This window comes from Streptomyces sp. NL15-2K (assembly GCF_030551255.1).
Taxonomy (GTDB): Bacteria; Actinomycetota; Actinomycetes; order Streptomycetales; family Streptomycetaceae; genus Streptomyces.
This window is the reverse complement of sequence record NZ_CP130630.1, coordinates 10,054,189-10,069,711: the sequence shown is the minus strand read 5'-3', so window position 1 is coordinate 10,069,711 and position 15,523 is coordinate 10,054,189. Positions and strand designations below refer to the sequence as shown.

Here is a 15,523-nt window from a genome sequence, read left to right as displayed (position 1 = left end):
TACAGTCGACCGCTGTGGATCCGAGACACCGTCGGCGGCGACCAGGCCAGTGCGGGGAGGAGTCAGCTCAGCCTACTGACCTGGTACACCTGACTTGCAGCGGGTCGGAGCGGCGGGTCGGAGCGGCGGCTCCTCTCACTTGTCGACGGGAATCCGTCGCAAACCGCCTCGCCACGGAGCCTTGATCGGCACAATGACGTCATGCCGGAGTACCTGGAACTCGATCTGGCCGGAGCGGCCGTCCGCGTGGCGGTCGCCGATGTCGGCGAAGCACCGCCGGCCCCGGGACTGCCTGCGGAGTTCGGCGCGCCGAGCGCCGTCGCCGTCGGCGGGGGCCGGGTCGCCGCTCTCGCCGTCGAGGGGCTGCGTGCGACACTGCGCCCGCTGGGCCCGCTCCTGGACGAGGTCCATGCGGCGGTGTCGGGGGCGCAGCAGCCGCCCGAGTCCTTCACGGTCGAGTTCGGTGTCGAGGTGGGCAAGGATCTGAAACTCGGCATCGTGAGCGCCAAGGGCAAGGCCACGATGACGGTGTCGGCGACCTGGCGGCGAGATTCGCACGGAGCGTAGGTGAGCTGGTTCCAACGGTCCGCCGGCCCGCCGCCGGTGGTCTCCGTCCACGCCCCCGACGGTGGCACGGCGGCCGGAGCCGCCGCTCTGCTCACCTCGGACCGGGTACTGACCTGCGCGCATGTGGTCAACGAGGCCCTCGGGCTGCCGCAGCTCAGCACCGGGCGGCCCGCGGACGGGGATCTCGACGTCGTCTTCGCCCGCGGCGCGTCGCGGAGCCGGGCACGGGTCGAGGTATGGGTGCCGCCCAGGAGCGGCACCGCGGTGTGGCACGGCGACCTGTGCGTGCTACGGCTGGCCGAGCCCGCGCCGGAGTGGGCGCCGCCCGTCGTCTGGGCGGACATGACCCAGCGGCAGACCCTGCGGGCGTGGCACGGCTGCGGTGATCCGGTCACGTTCGCGGACGTCGAGATGAAACTGCTCGACCAGGAAGTCGGCTATCTGGACGGCGAGTTGTCGGGCGCCGCGATCGGTCCGGGGTTCAGCGGGGGTCCGCTGTGGACCCCGTCGTGCCGCACGGCGGTCGGCCTGGTGGTGGGCCGGCTGGAACCGCCGGGCGGTGCCGTGGCGGCCGGACACACGGTGCGGCGGGCCTGGGCGCTGCCCTGGCAGACGGTGCGCGCCGAGCTGGACCGCGTAGGGGCCCGGGCCGTCGTCACGACCTGCCGCACGGTGCGTACGGTTCCCGCGCACGACCCGGTCGGCGCCGGTCTCGTCGCCGTACTGAGAGAGTTGCTGCCCGCTCCGGCCGCACGGGTGGAGCCCGCACGGCACCTCGCGCAGGAGCTGAAACTCGACCCGCCGCAGGACGGCAGCGCGCCGACGGTGGAAGAGCTGGCCGCCGAACTGCTCACCACGGAGCGCGCACTGCCGACGCTCAGCGAGTCCCTGGTCACCGGCCCCGACGGAAGGCGGCCGGGCCGGCTGAACACACTGCTCGCCCTCGGCCGGGTCATCGAGGCGGCCGGACTGCTGTCGCACGGCGAGTACGCGTTCCTGGAGGAGCGGCTGCGTGACGTGACGGCCTGGGACAACACCCTGCCCGCCCGTGCGGCGCAGGAGGCACTGCGGTTCACGCAGCCGCCCGCCGCCCTGTGCGAGCCCGTGCTGCGGCCCGAGGCGGTGAACGAGGTGATCACCGGACTGGAGGGCTGCCAGGAGGGAGATCCAGGGCCGGAGGACACGCCCCGCGTTCCCTCCCTGGTCCACGTCGTCGAGTTCATAGCCGCCGGATTGCCCGACACTCAGCGGCAGGCACTGCAGGACTGGAGCAACCGGGTCTGCGGCCGGCTGGGGGTGCACCCGGTGGCGCGTAACCAGCGGCGCGCGGACGCCCGGCAGTGGGCCGGGCTGCGGACGGCTCCGCGGACCAGGCTGCTGGCCCGGCTCGCCGCGTACGGCCCCGCCGCGCCCGGATGTTTCCGGTGCCGGCTGTGGCAGCAGCGGCCGGACGGCTCCCGGCACCGTATGGACACCACCGCCGGCGATGCGCCTCTCACAGCCGAACAGGTCGCCACCGTGATCCGCGACGGGGCCGAACGCCTCCAGCACGACACCAGTTCACAGCCTCCCGCGGTGGACATCGAAGTGGACCGCGCCGGACTCCATCTGCCGGTCGACGAGTGGGAGACGGGCCGGCCCAACGATTTCGAGCCGAGCCTGCCCCTCGGTGTCGCCTTCCAACTGACCCTGCGCTGCCCGGAGATGAGCCGCCGGGTGCCGATGCGTGATGCGGAGCGGCAGCGCCGGTGGGGCGACGGGAGGGGGCGGCCTCTGGCCATCGGCAGGGAGCACGTGGACAGCCGGGAAGTGGCCGCTCTGCTGAGGTCCACTCACCTCGACGCCAACCAGGTGGTGCTGCACGGTCCGCCCGAACTGCGCGATCAGCTGCTCGACCTGTGCCTCGCCCTGGGTGTCCCGGTGGTGCTGTGGGACCGCGAGGCACTCGGTCACGACCACGCCGCGCGCCTCGCCCCCCTCGCGCCGACCGGGCCACTGCACGAGCTGCCCGGCCGCGTGCACCGGTACCGGGGCCAGACTCTGATGGCACCGTCCGCTCATGCGGCTCGGCCCTCCCTCGTGTGGGAGGACCACACCTGGGACGGCCTGGCCCACGAGGATCCCGAACTGCAGTTGACCGACCCGGACGAAGGAGCGCTCAGCCGATGACGGCACCCCACTACCCCGGCAGTCCACCGAGCGGGCCGGGGGCCGACGGCTGGCGGCTCTTCCGGGGCGACGGGCAGTCCCGGCAGGTCACGTTCCCCGAGGCTCCGCCCTGGCGGCGGTTCACCTCCGCGCCGAGCGGTTCCGAGCCCTCGAAGCCGCTGCCGTATCTGATCGGGCCCGCGGAGGCCGATGTGGTCAACGCGGCTCTCCTGCTGCGCCGACCGCTGCTCGTCACCGGCCATCCGGGCACGGGCAAGTCCTCCCTCGCCCACGCCGTCGCCCACGAGCTGTCCCTCGGCAGGGTGCTGAGCTGGCCGGTCAACAGCCGCTCCACACTGCAGGACGCGCTGTACCGGTACGACGCCATCGGGCGGCTGCGCGAATCCAATCTGCGCCGGGAGCAGGCCTGCGAGGAGCCGCCGCACGGACAAGGGCCGGACATCGGCTCATACGTCCGTCTCGGCCCGCTCGGCACCGCCCTCGTCCCGTCCGAGCGCCCGCGGGTCCTGCTTGTCGACGAGCTCGACAAGGGGGACGTGGATCTGCCCAACGACCTGCTGGCGGTCTTCGAGGACGGTGAGTTCGAGATTCCCGAACTGGCCCGGCTGCCCGAGGAGCAGGACCGGGTCGAGGTGCTGACCGCGGATCCCGAGGCGCGGGTGCCGGTCGTGCGGGGCCGGGTGCGCTGTTCGGAGTTCCCCGTGGTCGTGATCACGAGCAACGGCGAACGTGAGTTCCCACCCGCGTTCCTGCGTCGCTGTGTGCGCCTGGAGATCGCGGAGCCGGACGGGAACCGGCTGCGTGACATCGTGCGAGCCCATCTCGAGGACGCGGACCTCGCCGACGTGGACGAACTGCTGGACACGTTCCTCGACCGCCGCGCCTCTGGAGAGCTGGCCACCGACCAACTGCTCAACGCGGTCTTCCTGCGGAAGGGTGGCGTCGACCTTTCCCCCGGGGGGCTGCTGGAAGCCGTACTGCACCGGCTCGGCGGAACGGTGTAGTGAACGTGCGGACCGGATCCGGGCGGAGCGGGGAGAGTGGCGGAGAGCCGGACCGGGATCCGCCGTCTCCCCATGGATCGCCCACGGCACGCGCTCAGGCCCTTGGGCGGGTGGCCACGATCCTCACCGAGAGCGGTGTGGAGCTGACCCCCGACGAGTTGCTGGACACGCTGTGGCTGGCGAGACGCATGCCCGCGGACGTGTCTGCGCCGCTGGCACGGGCGGTCGGCGGGGTGAGCGGCCCGGGTTCGGACCCGGAACCCGAGTCCGGCACCCCGGACGACACCGCCGCCCCCGCTTCACCGGCCCCGGCGACCGACTGGTTCGCGCCGCGCAAGGATCCGCCCGGCGCAGGCGCCACGCCGCCTCCGGCGGACGGTGACGAACCTGCTCCCCTGCCGGCGGCGCAGCCGCATCTCGCCCTGCACGCGGACGCCGACCGGCCGTCGTCGCGCCCGACCGCGCCCGTGCGTCCCCTCCGTGCACCGGCGCCGCGGGCGTCGCGTTTCGGTCAACTTCAACTGGGCCGCTCCCTACGTCCGTTGAAGCTGCGCGTCCGTGACCCGCGTGACTCGGAGCTGGACGAGACGGCCACCGCCGAGGCGACCGCGGAGACCGGCCTGACGGACGCCGTGCTGCGGCCGACGCAGGCCCGCTGGCTGGACGTCACGCTCCTGGTGGACGACGGCACCTCGATGCTCCTGTGGCAGCGCCTCGCGACCGAGGTCAAAAGCCTGCTGGAACGCAGCGGCGCGTTCCGCACCGTACGCGTCCTGGGCCTGGACACACGCGGCCCGCACGCCCCGCGGCTCGCCCGCCGCCCGTTCCTGGCCGGGGCCGCCCCCTTGCCTCCCTCCACGGTGACGGACACGACGGGCCGGACGCTCCTTCTCGTCGTCAGCGACGGCGCGGGCGGGGCCTGGCGCGACGGCCGGATGCGGGAGCAGCTCGGGCAGTGGGGGCGGTACGGCCCGACGGCCATACTGCACGTCCTGCCCCGGCAGTTGTGGGAGGGGTCAGGCCTACGGGCAGCGCGCTGGCGTGTCACCACGCGGCGGCGCGGTGCGGCGAACCTCGAATGGGAGGTGGCGGACCCGGTACTGCCGACGGAGCTGGCGGCGTTCGACGGTGTCCCGGTGCCCGTCCTCGCGCCCGATCCGGAGGCGCTGGGCGCGTTTGCGGCGCTGGTGGCGTCTCCGGGGACGAGCGAGGTGCTGCCCCTGCTCGCCGCCTCGTCCGCCGCCGGTCTCCCCGATACGCCGGCCAGGGCCCCGCAGGCCGTCCTGCGGTTCCGGGAGACGGCTTCCCCCGAGGCCTACCGGCTGGCCGCGCATCTGGCAGCGATGGCTCCGGTGTCCGTCCCGGTCATGCGGCTCGTGCAGCAGGTGCTCGGCCCGCGGTTCGACACGGGCCACCTCGCGGAGGTGTTCCTCGGCGGGCTGATGCGCCGCACCGGCGAGGAGCCGGGCCCGCTGCTCCCGCAGCATCGTCGGTACGACTTCTGCGAGGAGGCCCGCGGCATCCTGCTCGGGACGGCTCCCGCCGTCGAGCTCCTCAAGTCCGGCCGGGCCGTCGCCGACCGGTTGGTCCGGCTGGTCGGCCGCTCCCCCGACTTTCCCGCCTGGCTGGCGGATCCGGACGGCATGGACCAGGCCGCCCCCGGGTCGGAGGCGTTCGGCTGGATCGACCGGCGTCTGCTGCGGCGGCTGGGTGTGCCGGCGGACGTGGTGACCGCGTCCGCCCGGGGCCCCGCCCGCGCGCCTGCTGTGCCGGAGCAACCGGCCGCGGACGAGGCGGCGGAGGAGACGCTGCCCGAGTTCGTCGACGCGCCCGATTCGCCGTGGCTGTCGCTCGGCGAGGGCGACCCCCGGACCGCGGGTGGCTGGCGGTTGTTCGCCCGCCACGAGCGGGCCCGGGCGGACGAGGGGGTGTTCCTGGGGCGGGACGACAAGGGGCGAACGGCGGCGATCCGGTTCACGGACCAGGCGTCCATGGAACGGGAGGCCGAGACGCTGCGCGCGTTGAAGGGCAGGGGCGCGCCCGCCCTGCTGGACGTGGGTCTCGCCTGGACGGCGACGAACCTGCTCATGGAGAACGGCGATCCCCCTTACCCGGTCCCGAGTCTCGCCCACCGGGTGGATCGGTGGGGTCCGCTTCCGGAGGGGAGCTTCCTCGGCATCGGCCGTCACGCGGCGGACGTACTCGCCCACGCGCACGCCAGGGGCATCGTGCACGGCAATCTCACCGCGCAGCGGATCCTGCCGTTCAGCGACGAGGTCTGCATGACCGGATGGGGCGTCGACCGGCGTTCCGAAGACCGCCACGACGATGTCGGGGTGCTGGCATCACTCCTGCTGGCGGCGGCCGGTCCCGGGTTGGCGCCCGGGCTGCGCGCGGTGCTGCAACTCTGCTGCGGTCCGGTCCTCGCGGACCGCCCCTCGGCAGAGCATCTCGCCCTGTTCCTGCGGGACTTCGGGCTCCGGCCAGGCCGGGAGCCGGTCGTCCGCCGTTCCGTTCCGGTCGGTGTCGGCGACGACGACCGGAAGGTGGTCCTCGACTTCGCCGAGATGGGCCCGCACGGCAGCGTCCAGGGGCCGTTCGCCGCACGGGCCGCCCTGCTCTACACCATTGTGAACGGCATGGCCCGCCGCCTTTACGCGCCGGACGAGATCCGGTTCGTACTCGTCGGGGATGCCCGCCTGTATCTGGAACCCGCGGCCGCCAGAACACTGCGCCAAGTCGTCCTCCAGCCGGACACCAGGGACGTGGACGAGGCACTTGGCGGAGAGTTGCACCGCCGTTCGATCCTGCTCGACCAGACCCGCGCCACGATCCTGCCCTCTCCGCCGCTCGGCCCGGTGGTCGTGGTCACCGAGGCGCGGGACGCCGAGACGATGGCCGCCTGGCGGCGTGCCCTGCGGCCCGAGCTCGGTGTCCACCTCCTTGTGCTGGAGGGCACGGCCGACCCCGCGACCGAACTCGACTACCGGATCGTCCTCGGCGACGACGGCGCGGGCTCCCTCACCTACGGCGGCTCCCCCCAGACCGGCGTCGGCTTCCGCCGGCTGCTGACGGCGCCGCGTGTCGACCCGGCCGCGAAGCTGACGGACGAGCAGCGCCACGCTGTCTTCATGGGGCGGTCGGGACTCGTGCAGGAGGCGCTCACCGCGCTGCAGGCCATCGCCGCCGAACAGCGCGACCTGCTCGGCGCCAACCACCCCGGCACCCTCTCCAGTCACTACGAGATGGGCGCCTTGTACTTGAAGTCGAAGAGGTTCACGGAAGCCCTCTCCACCTTCGAGTACACGGCGTCGCGGCGCACGACGACGCTGGGCCCGGAGCATCCGGACACACTGAACACGCACCAGCAACGGGCGTACACGCTGAACCGGCTCGACCGCCGCGACGAGGCGTACGCGGTGTACAGCGCCGTGCTCGAGGGCTGGCGGTCCTCCGTCGGGGAGCAGCATCCCGCCACGTTGCTGGCCTACCACAACCTGGCCGTCACGCTGATCGCCCTCGACCGCTACGACGAGGCCCTGCGGAAAGCGCGTACCGCTCATCGGGGCCGGGCCCAGGCTCTTGGGGGCGACCATCCCAGCACGCTGGCGAGTGCCCACGAGCTCGCCATCGCACTGCTCGGATCGGGCCAGGAGAACGAGGGGATGGAGATGGCGCGGAGTCTGTACCTCCAGCGTGTGCGCGTGCTCGGAGCGGATCACGAGGACACGCTCGCCACCCGGCGGCTGCTCGGCGACGATCCGTTCCCGGAGGCCTGACCCCGACACCGCGGGCCGGCCGCCGTGTCGCCGTTACCCTTTCCTGAATGACCACCACTCCAGACTTCGCCACGTACATCGCCGGTCTCCCTCGGGTCCTCGCCGGTGCGGCCGCCCTCTTCCGCGACGCGAGGGGCCGGGTACTGCTGGTCGAGCCCAACTACCGTGAGGGCTGGGCGCTTCCCGGCGGCACGATCGAGTCCGACGACGGCGAGACCCCGCGCCAGGGCGCGCGCCGCGAGACCGCCGAGGAGATCGGCCTGGACCGCGAGCTCGGCCGGCTGCTCGCGGTGGACTGGGTGCACGGGACGGCCCGGCCGCCGCTGGTGGCGTATCTGTACGACGGCGGGGTCCTCGGCGAGGACGACCTCAAGGCGATCCGGCTCCAGGAGGAGGAGCTGCTGTCCTGGCGGCTCGTGCCCCGCGAGGAACTCACCCGATACCTGCCGGGCGCCACGGGCCACCGTGTGCTGGCCGCGCTGGACGTCCTCGCCGAGGGCTCGGGGACGGCGGAGCTGGAGAACGGGCAGCGGGTCGGCTGACACCGTGACGCCCGGTGCCCGGTGCCGGTTGCCGACTGCGGACCCCGGACTGGCGACTGCGGACTGTGTACTTGCGACTGCGGACTGCACACTGTCTACAGGCTGCGGGCTATGGGCTGCGGGCTACGAGCGTCCGGCGATTGTCCACCGTCCACCGCCGACGGCATGAGACAGCCCTCGACGTCCATGACTTCCACGACGGATATCGTTCGCCGCCCCCGGACCGCCCGTCCTACCCTCGGTGACATGACCAAGCCCCTCGTCGCCATCCTGAGCGGCGCCGGTATCTCGACCGACTCCGGAATCCCGGACTACCGCGGGCCGAACGGTCTGTGGCGGCGGGATCCGGGGGCCGAGAAGCTCGTGACGTACGAGTACTACATGGGTGATCCGGAGATCCGGCGGCGGTCCTGGCAGATGCGCCGCAAGAACCGCACCCTCCGGGCCGAGCCGAACGCCGCGCACCGGGCCGTGGCCGAGCTGGAGCGGTCCGGGGTGCCGGTGCGGGTGATCACGCAGAACGTGGACGGGCTGCACCAGCTCGCCGGGATGCCCGCCCGCAAGGTGCTCGAACTGCACGGCACCGCACGCAGCGTCGTCTGCACGAAGTGCCATGCGCGCGGTCCCATGGAGGACGCGCTCGCCCGGGTAGATGCCGGTGAGGAGGATCCGCCGTGCCTGGAGTGCGGCGGGATCCTGAAGTCGGCCACGGTGATGTTCGGCGAACGGCTCGATCCGGTGGTGCTGGGTGAGGCGGTGGCGATCAGCAAGGCGTGCCAGGTGTTCGTCGCGGTCGGGACGAGTCTTCAGGTGCAGCCGGCCGCCGGGCTTGCGGGGGTCGCCGCCGACCATGAGGCACGGCTGATCATCGTCAACGCCGAGCCGACACCGTACGACGACCGGGCCGACGAGGTGATACGGGAGCCGATCGGCACGGCACTGCCGAAGCTGCTGCGCACCTTGAGTGACCAGAAAGCGCCCTGACTGACTGGAAGAGGGCCTCCTAGAAGAGGGCCTCTACGCTCTCACCCCGCTCGAAGTCCAGCAGTCGCTGCTTGCGGTTCAGGCCGCCGCCGTAGCCCGTGAGGCTTCCGTCGGCGCCGACGACGCGGTGGCAGGGGACGATGATGCCGATCGGGTTCCTGCCGTTGGCCAGGCCGACGGCCCGGGAGGCGCCGGCTTTGCCGAGGGCGTCGGCCAGTTGGCCGTACGTGCGGGTCTCGCCGTAGGGGATTCGGCGCAGTTGTTCCCACACGGTGCGCTGGAAGGGCGTGCCGGTGAGGCGGAGTTCCAGGGTGAACTCCTTCGACTCGCCCGCGAAGTACGCCTTGAGCTGGTCGGCCGCTTCGCCGAAGGCCGGCAGGTCGTCGCGGGGGCCGAAGGTCTCCTCCGGTGGGCGGTGGCGTTGGTCGGTCATGTAGAGGCCGCACAGGACGCCGTCGTCGGCGACGAGAGTGAGGGGGCCGTAGGGGCTGTCGATCACGGTGTGCTGCTTCATCTGCTGTGCCTACGTCCTTATACGGGAAGGAAGTTGATCGGGTGACTGTCGGTCGCCCACAGGTACTGGACGGCGTACGCCCGCCAGGGCCGCCAGGCCGCCGCGCGGGCCGTGAGCGCCGCCGGGGTCGACGGCAGGCCCAATTCCTGGGCGGCGCGGCGGATTCCGAGGTCGGTCGGGAGGAAGGCGTCGGGGTCGCCGAGGGCGCGCATCGCGATGACGTCAACCGTCCAGGGGCCGAAGCCGGGGAGGGCGAGGAGCCGGGCTCGGGTCTGCGACCAGTCGCTCTCCACGCCCAAGTTGAGTGCACCGTCGGTGAGTTCGCGTATCAGTGTGGTGAAGGTGGTACGGCGGGTGCGGGGCATCGCGAGTGACTGGGGGTCGAGGGCGGCGAGCGCCTCGGGGGCCGGGAAGAGGTGGGTGAGGCCGCCCTCGGGGTCGTCCACCGGTTCGCCGTGCGCGGTGACCAGGCGGGCCGCGTGGGTGCGGGCCGCCGCTGTGGAAACCTGCTGGCCGAGTACGGCCCGTACGGCGAACTCCGCCTCGTCGACCGTGCGCGGCACGCGTCGGCCGGGCGCCTTGTCGACCAGGGGCGCGAGGAGCGGATCCGTACGCAGTTGGTCGTCGACCGCGACCGGGTCGGCGTCCAGGTCGAGCAGACGGCGGCAGCGGCTGATGGCGACGGTCAGGTCGCGCAGGTCGCTGAGGGTGAGGCGGCAGGCGATGTGGTCGGGGCGCGGGGCGAGGGCCACGATGCCGTGGCCGTACGGCAGTCGGAGCGTGCGCCGGTAGGCGCCGTCACGCCACTCCTCCACGCCCGGGACGGCGGTCGCCGCGAGGTGGCCGAAGAGGTTGTCGGGGTTGAGGGGGGCGCGGAACGGGAGGCGGAGGGTGAGGGCGCCCGGGGTGGCCGGGCCGACCGGGCCGGCCGGGGAGGTCTTCTTCGGTACCCGGGCGCGCAGGTCGCTGGGTGAGAGGGCGAAGACCTCGCGCACTGTGTCGTTGAAGGTGCGGATCGAGGAGAAACCGGCGGCGAAGGCGATCTCCGCCATCGTGAGCGGGGTCGTCTCGATGAGGAGCCTGGCCGTCTGGGCGCGCTGGGCGCGGGCGAGGGCGAGGGGGCCCGCGCCCAGTTCGGCGAGCAGCTGGCGTTCGATCTGCCGGGGGCTGTAGCCGAGCCGGGCGGCGAGTCCGGGCACGCCCTCGCGGTCCACGACGCCGTCGGCGATCAGCCGCATGGCGCGGGCCACGAGGTCGGCGCGCTGGTTCCACTCCGGGGAGCCCGGGCTGGTGTCGGGCCGGCAGCGCTTGCAGGCCCGGAAGCCGGCCTGCTGGCAAGCCGCCGCGCTCGGGTAGAAGGTCATGTTCTCGGGCTTGGGCGGAACCACCGGGCAGCTGGGCCGGCAGTAGATGCGGGTGGTCAGGACAGCCGTGAAGAACCAGCCGTCGAAGCGGGCGTCCTTGGACTGGACGGCGCGCACGCAGCGCTCGGTGTCGGTGTGCATCCCCATCTGCATGCGTCCAGCATCGGGCACGGGCCGGACCGGGGCTGGCGAGAATCCGACATCAACCTCCCGTGTCCTGGACCCCGCCGGATCGCCACGCGGAGTCGCGCGGAGTCGCGCGGAGTCGCGCGGAGTCGCGCGGAGTCGCGCGGAGTCGCGCGGCAACCGTAGTCCGTTGAGGCCGACCAGGACCGGCACAGCGCACGCACGGGAAACCCGGTCCGGCAGGGCGTGCGCCGCGCCCTGCCGGAGCCGTACGCGGTGCGTTACCCGGTGAAGTCCGTCCCCGTGGGCCGCCGCGACACCGCCATCGCCTGGTCGACGTCCGTGAGGGGCCGAAGCCGGTAGGTGTACGAGTAGTCGCGGTTGGCGAAGAGCTTGTACTCGTCGTGGGTGTGCGCGCCCCAGCTGTCGTCGCCGCCGACGCCCATCTGCCGGTGGTTGAGCCGCAGTACGACCGCGTCCCGGGGGGTGAGCTGGTAGTCGTGGCGGGCCCCCACCGACAGGTCTTCCGGGGTGAAGTGCGAGGCGCTGACCTCGATCAGAGGCTCACCGCAGGCGAGCAGGCCGCGCCCGCTGCCGTCCGTGAGGGCGGCCCAGCGGACGTCGGTCTTGTTGCCGTTCTCCTGCGGGCGGAGGTAGGAGGTCCACTGCCCGGAGACGGTGCCGGAGTACAGGCCCACGTCGGTGCCGTTGTTGCGGTCCCACATGTTCTCCTCCGGCCCGCGCCCGTAGTAGTGCAGGCGGTCCAGGCGGCGCGGCAGGAACAGCAGGGTGCCGACCTCCGGGATGTACGGCAGGTTCGCCGCGCCCGGGTGCAAGGTGTTGTCGACCTTGATCTCGCCGTTGCCGAAGACCGTGTACGTGGTGGTGTACGTCGACTCGGTGGTGGTCGGCAGTGTGCCGCTGACCTTGATCTCGACGGCCTTGTCGCGCAGGGCGCGCACGCTCACGTCCGTCACCTTGCGCAGCGCGCCGGCGTCGCGCCAGGTCTGGTTGCGGGTGTGGTGGCCGTTGCCCCGGTCGTTGTCGGTCGGCGCCCTCCAGAAGTTCGGCACGGGTCCCGAGGTGATCAGGCGGACGCCTCCGGCCTCGTACGACGTGATGGTGCCGCTGCTCTTGTCGACGGTGACCGAGAAGCCCTTGCCCTTCACCGTGACGGCGGCCTCGGCATCGTCGTGGCGCAGCGCCGGGACGCTCTCCAGTGGTACGGGCGGCACGGCCGGGCTGCCCGCGTCGAGGGCGAGTTGCTGCTTGGCCACCTCGAAGCCGGCCCTCGCCCACTTCGTGGGCTCCTTGGTGGTGAAGGACAGGTTCAGGAAGTACTCCGAGCCGGGCTTGGGGTTCTCCGGCAGCTTCACCGGCACCGTGATGTCCTTGCTGCTCAGCGGGGCGACGTCCAGCTGGTCGCGGGTCAGCCTGCCGCGCTGGACGACCTTGCCGTCGGCGACCAGGGACCAACGGCCGTCGAACTCGCGGAGGTTGGTGAACAGGTACTCGTTGGTGAGGGTGACCGCGCCGGGTCCGCCCGGGGCCCGGGTGGCGTTGATCGCCTGGTAGATCTGTTTGACTTCGGCGGCCTTGCCGGTGTGGCCGCGGTCGGGGGTGACGATGCCGTCCCCGGCGAAGGCCCCGTCGTTGGGGTTGTCGCCCCAGTCACCGCCGTAGGCGAAGAACTCCTTGTCGCGGGGCCGCTTCTCGCTGAACCCGACAGTGCCGGCGTCGAACCAGAACCGCACACCTTCGTCGCCGGGGCCACGGCTGCCGGAGGCCAGCTCGGCGGCGCTCAGCGCGCGGGCGTACACGCGCGCCCGCCGGATGGTGCCGCTGAACTCCCGGGTCGGGTTGTCGACGTCGGTGGCCAGCGCGAGGGAGGCGGTGTTGTTGCCGGGGCGCTGGGTGGTGGTCCGGGTGGCCCGTGCCGAGCCGTCGACGTAGAGGGTCAGCGTGCCCGCGTCCGCGTCGAAGACGCCCGCGATGTGGTGCTCGCTGCCGGTCCAGTCGCCCGGCAGCGCCCAACTCGCGGTGATCCACTGGCCGCCGCCGTGGATGAAGAATTCCAGGGTCTTGTTGGCCTGCTTCAGGGCGTACTGGGTGTCGCCCTTGGCGAGGATCGGCTGGTGGTAGCCGGTCACGTGCGGGGTGACCCAGGCTTCCAGGGTGAGGGAGCCGGTGATGTCGAGGCGCGCGTCGCGGGCGAAGAGGGTGCCGCCGGACACGCCCTTGTCGCGGTCGAAGGTGCCGCCGGGCGCGATGATCTCACCGTCCAGCCGGCCGGGCCCGGTCTCGGTGAGCAGCTTGCGGGTGGGGGTGGGCCAGCTCAGGGCCTGGTCGACGAAGTCCCAGATCCAGCCGCCCTGGAGCACGTCGTAGCGGCGGACGATGTCCCAGTACTTCTTGAAGTTGCCGCTGGAGTTCCCCATCGCGTGGGAGTACTCGATCATCACGTACGGCCGGGTGTCGTTCGTGTCCTTGGCGCGGGCCTCGACGCGGGAGGGGCTGTCGTACATCTCCGAGCGGATGTCGCTCATCCCCGGGCGGTCGTCGCCCTCGTACTGGATGACGCGGGTGGGGTCGTAGGAGCGGATCCAGTCGTACATGGCGTTGAAGGTGCTGCCGCCGCCGGCCTCGTTGCCCAGCGACCAGATGACCACCGAGGCGTGGTTCTTGTCGCGGTGGACCATGTTCTGGGCGCGGGCCACGCACGCCTCGGTCCATTCGGCGTGGTTGCCGGGGTACTCGCCGCGGATGCCGTGGGTTTCGAGGTTGGTCTCGTCCACGAGGTACAGGCCGTACTCGTCGGCGAGTTCCAGCCACTGCGGGTTGTTGGGGTAGTGCGAGGTGCGGACGCTGTTGATGTTCAGGCGCTTGATGATCTCGATGTCCTGGACCATGTCCGCGCGGGTGAGCGCCGAGCCGTGCACGGGGTGCATCTCGTGCCGGTTGGTGCCCCGGAAGGAGACCGGTTTGCCGTTGATGCGCATCAGGCCGTCCTTGAGCGCGAACTCGCGCAGGCCGACCCGGTGCGAGAGGGTCTCGACCACCTTGCCCGCCGGGTCGCGCAGCCTCAGGACGGCGGTGTAGAGGTACGGGTCCTCGGCCGACCAGAGCCTCGGCGCGGGCACGGCTCGGGACGCCTGTACGGTCACATCCTCGCCGGCCGGTACGGAGCCCAGGTCGGCGGTCTGCTGGAGCGGCCGGGACCAGACCGGGTGCCCGTCGGCGTCATACAGCATCGCGTCGACCGTATACCGTCCACCGTCGCCGCCTCCGTAGTCGCGCACCTGCGCGGTGACCTTCAGCTCGGCGGCCGTGTAGTCGTCGCTGAGCGGGGTGTCCAGTCTGAAGTCGCGCACGTGCACGGCCGGGGTGGAGTACAGGTAGACCGAGCGGAAGATCCCGCTCAGCCGGATCATGTCCTGGTCCTCCATCCAGTCGCCGTCCGAGTAGCGGTAGACCTCCACCGCGATCTGGTTGGTGCCCGGCTTGAGGTGCGGGGTGATGTCGTACTCGGCGGGGTCGTAGGAGTCCTCGTGGTATCCGACCAGTTCCCCGTTGATCCACACGTAGTGGGCGGACTTGACGCCCTCGAAGTGCAGGAACGTCCGCCGTCCCGACCAGTTCCTCGGGACGGTGAAGGTACGCCGGTACTGGCCGACGGGGTTGTAGCGGGTCGGGGCGGCCGGTGGCTGCGCGTCCTCGCCCCGGCCGTTGGGGCCCCACCAGGGGTAGGTGATGTTGACGTAGATCGGGAAGTCGTAGCCGTGCAGCTGCCAGGCGGAGGGGACGGGAATGGTGTCCCAGCCGGAGTCGTCGAGATCTGGGCGGTAGAAGTCGGTGTCGCGGTCGTCGGGGCGGTCGGCGTAGGCGAACTTCCATTTGCCGTCGAGGGTCAGCCGGTACGGGGAGCGCGTGCGGTCGCCGGCCAGGGCCTGTCTGACGTCCTGGTACGGCATGAGGGTGGTGTGCGGGGGCTCGGTTCCCAGCCGGAAGACGGCGATGTTGCCGTTCCACTCGGGCGAGCCGTCCGCCGCCGCTGCACGCCGGCCGGCCGCGTGCGCCGCGACGGGTGACGCCGACAGGGCGAGCGCACCGAGGACGGCGGCTCCGCCCTCCAGCAGACGGCGGCGGCTGACGACCGGCCGTTCAGGGCCGGCGGGGCGGTCGGCGGGTGACACGTGCGGGTGCGGCATGACCGTGGCCTTCCTCGGTTCGACAGGGCACTGCACGGCTCGACGACGCGTCAGATCTTGTCCGATACTGTTGACAAACCGAACTCGTTCTCCGGCAGGGCCGTTGGTGCCGGTGGTGGCTCAATCCACCGGTTCAGTACGGGAGTTGCTGGCGAGTCAGATCACAACTGCTGGTGACGGGGTCAACTGCTGAGCCAGGGTCACCTTAGGACCCGAGTAAAGCGGAAGCAATGATCCTGTCGGACTTTGTGTGATCCTGATGGGAC

The 15,523-nt window shown here is 71.9% G+C and carries 9 protein-coding genes; 6 read left to right on the top strand and 3 right to left on the bottom strand.

All coding sequences use genetic code 11. From position 1 onward, the window contains the following. Positions 1–201: 201 nt before the first annotated feature. From Q4V64_RS44365 to Q4V64_RS44340, 6 genes are all read left to right on the top strand, one after another. Positions 202–567, top strand: a complete 366-nt coding sequence (locus Q4V64_RS44365; RefSeq protein ID WP_124437997.1) for a CU044_2847 family protein — start codon at positions 202–204, stop codon at positions 565–567. After that, positions 568–2,736 carry a trypsin-like peptidase domain-containing protein gene (locus Q4V64_RS44360; protein ID WP_124437998.1) on the top strand — a complete coding sequence of 723 codons (2,169 nt, stop codon included), beginning with the start codon at positions 568–570 and terminating at the stop codon, positions 2,734–2,736. After that, positions 2,733–3,740, top strand: coding sequence for an AAA family ATPase (locus Q4V64_RS44355; protein ID WP_124437999.1), 1,008 nt, complete (start codon positions 2,733–2,735; stop codon positions 3,738–3,740). Before Q4V64_RS44360 ends, Q4V64_RS44355 begins: the two co-directional genes overlap by 4 nt. 110 nt (positions 3,741–3,850) lie before the next feature. Then, a complete protein-coding gene (locus Q4V64_RS44350; protein ID WP_124438000.1) occupies positions 3,851–7,519 on the top strand; it encodes a tetratricopeptide repeat-containing protein kinase family protein in 3,669 nt (1,222 codons plus the stop codon). A gap of 47 nt (positions 7,520–7,566) precedes the next feature. Next, positions 7,567–8,061, top strand: a complete 495-nt coding sequence (locus tag Q4V64_RS44345; protein WP_124438001.1) for an NUDIX hydrolase — start codon at positions 7,567–7,569, stop codon at positions 8,059–8,061. Positions 8,062–8,307: 246 nt separating this feature from the next. After that, a complete protein-coding gene (locus Q4V64_RS44340) occupies positions 8,308–9,045 on the top strand; it encodes a Sir2 family NAD-dependent protein deacetylase (RefSeq protein ID WP_124438002.1) in 738 nt (245 codons plus the stop codon). 19 nt (positions 9,046–9,064) lie between these two features. Here Q4V64_RS44340 and Q4V64_RS44335 read toward each other — a convergent pair whose 3' ends face one another. The 3 genes from Q4V64_RS44335 to Q4V64_RS44325 form a co-directional block, all read right to left on the bottom strand. Next, positions 9,065–9,559, bottom strand: a complete 495-nt coding sequence (locus tag Q4V64_RS44335) for a methylated-DNA--[protein]-cysteine S-methyltransferase (RefSeq protein ID WP_124438003.1) — start codon at positions 9,557–9,559, stop codon at positions 9,065–9,067. A gap of 17 nt (positions 9,560–9,576) precedes the next feature. Then, positions 9,577–11,064 (bottom strand): AlkA N-terminal domain-containing protein, encoded by a 1,488-nt coding sequence (locus tag Q4V64_RS44330; RefSeq protein ID WP_124438093.1) that lies wholly within the window; start codon positions 11,062–11,064, stop codon positions 9,577–9,579. A gap of 266 nt (positions 11,065–11,330) precedes the next feature. Next, a complete protein-coding gene (locus tag Q4V64_RS44325) occupies positions 11,331–15,257 on the bottom strand; it encodes a glycoside hydrolase family 2 TIM barrel-domain containing protein (RefSeq protein ID WP_303714351.1) in 3,927 nt (1,308 codons plus the stop codon). Between the last annotated feature and the right edge of the window lie 266 nt (positions 15,258–15,523).

Bases quoted from the DNA above. Each gene is read 5' to 3' on its own strand.
- Q4V64_RS44365 (WP_124437997.1), top strand. From the start codon at position 202: ATGCCGGAGTACCTGGAACTCGATCTGGCCGGAGCGGCCGTCCGCGTG.
- Q4V64_RS44330 (WP_124438093.1), bottom strand. From the start codon at position 11,064: ATGCACACCGACACCGAGCGCTGCGTGCGCGCCGTCCAGTCCAAGGAC.
- Q4V64_RS44355 (WP_124437999.1), top strand. From the start codon at position 2,733: ATGACGGCACCCCACTACCCCGGCAGTCCACCGAGCGGGCCGGGGGCC.
- Q4V64_RS44340 (WP_124438002.1), top strand. From the start codon at position 8,308: ATGACCAAGCCCCTCGTCGCCATCCTGAGCGGCGCCGGTATCTCGACC.
- Q4V64_RS44345 (WP_124438001.1), top strand. From the start codon at position 7,567: ATGACCACCACTCCAGACTTCGCCACGTACATCGCCGGTCTCCCTCGG.
- Q4V64_RS44325 (WP_303714351.1), bottom strand. From the start codon at position 15,257: ATGCCGCACCCGCACGTGTCACCCGCCGACCGCCCCGCCGGCCCTGAA.
- Q4V64_RS44335 (WP_124438003.1), bottom strand. From the start codon at position 9,559: ATGAAGCAGCACACCGTGATCGACAGCCCCTACGGCCCCCTCACTCTC.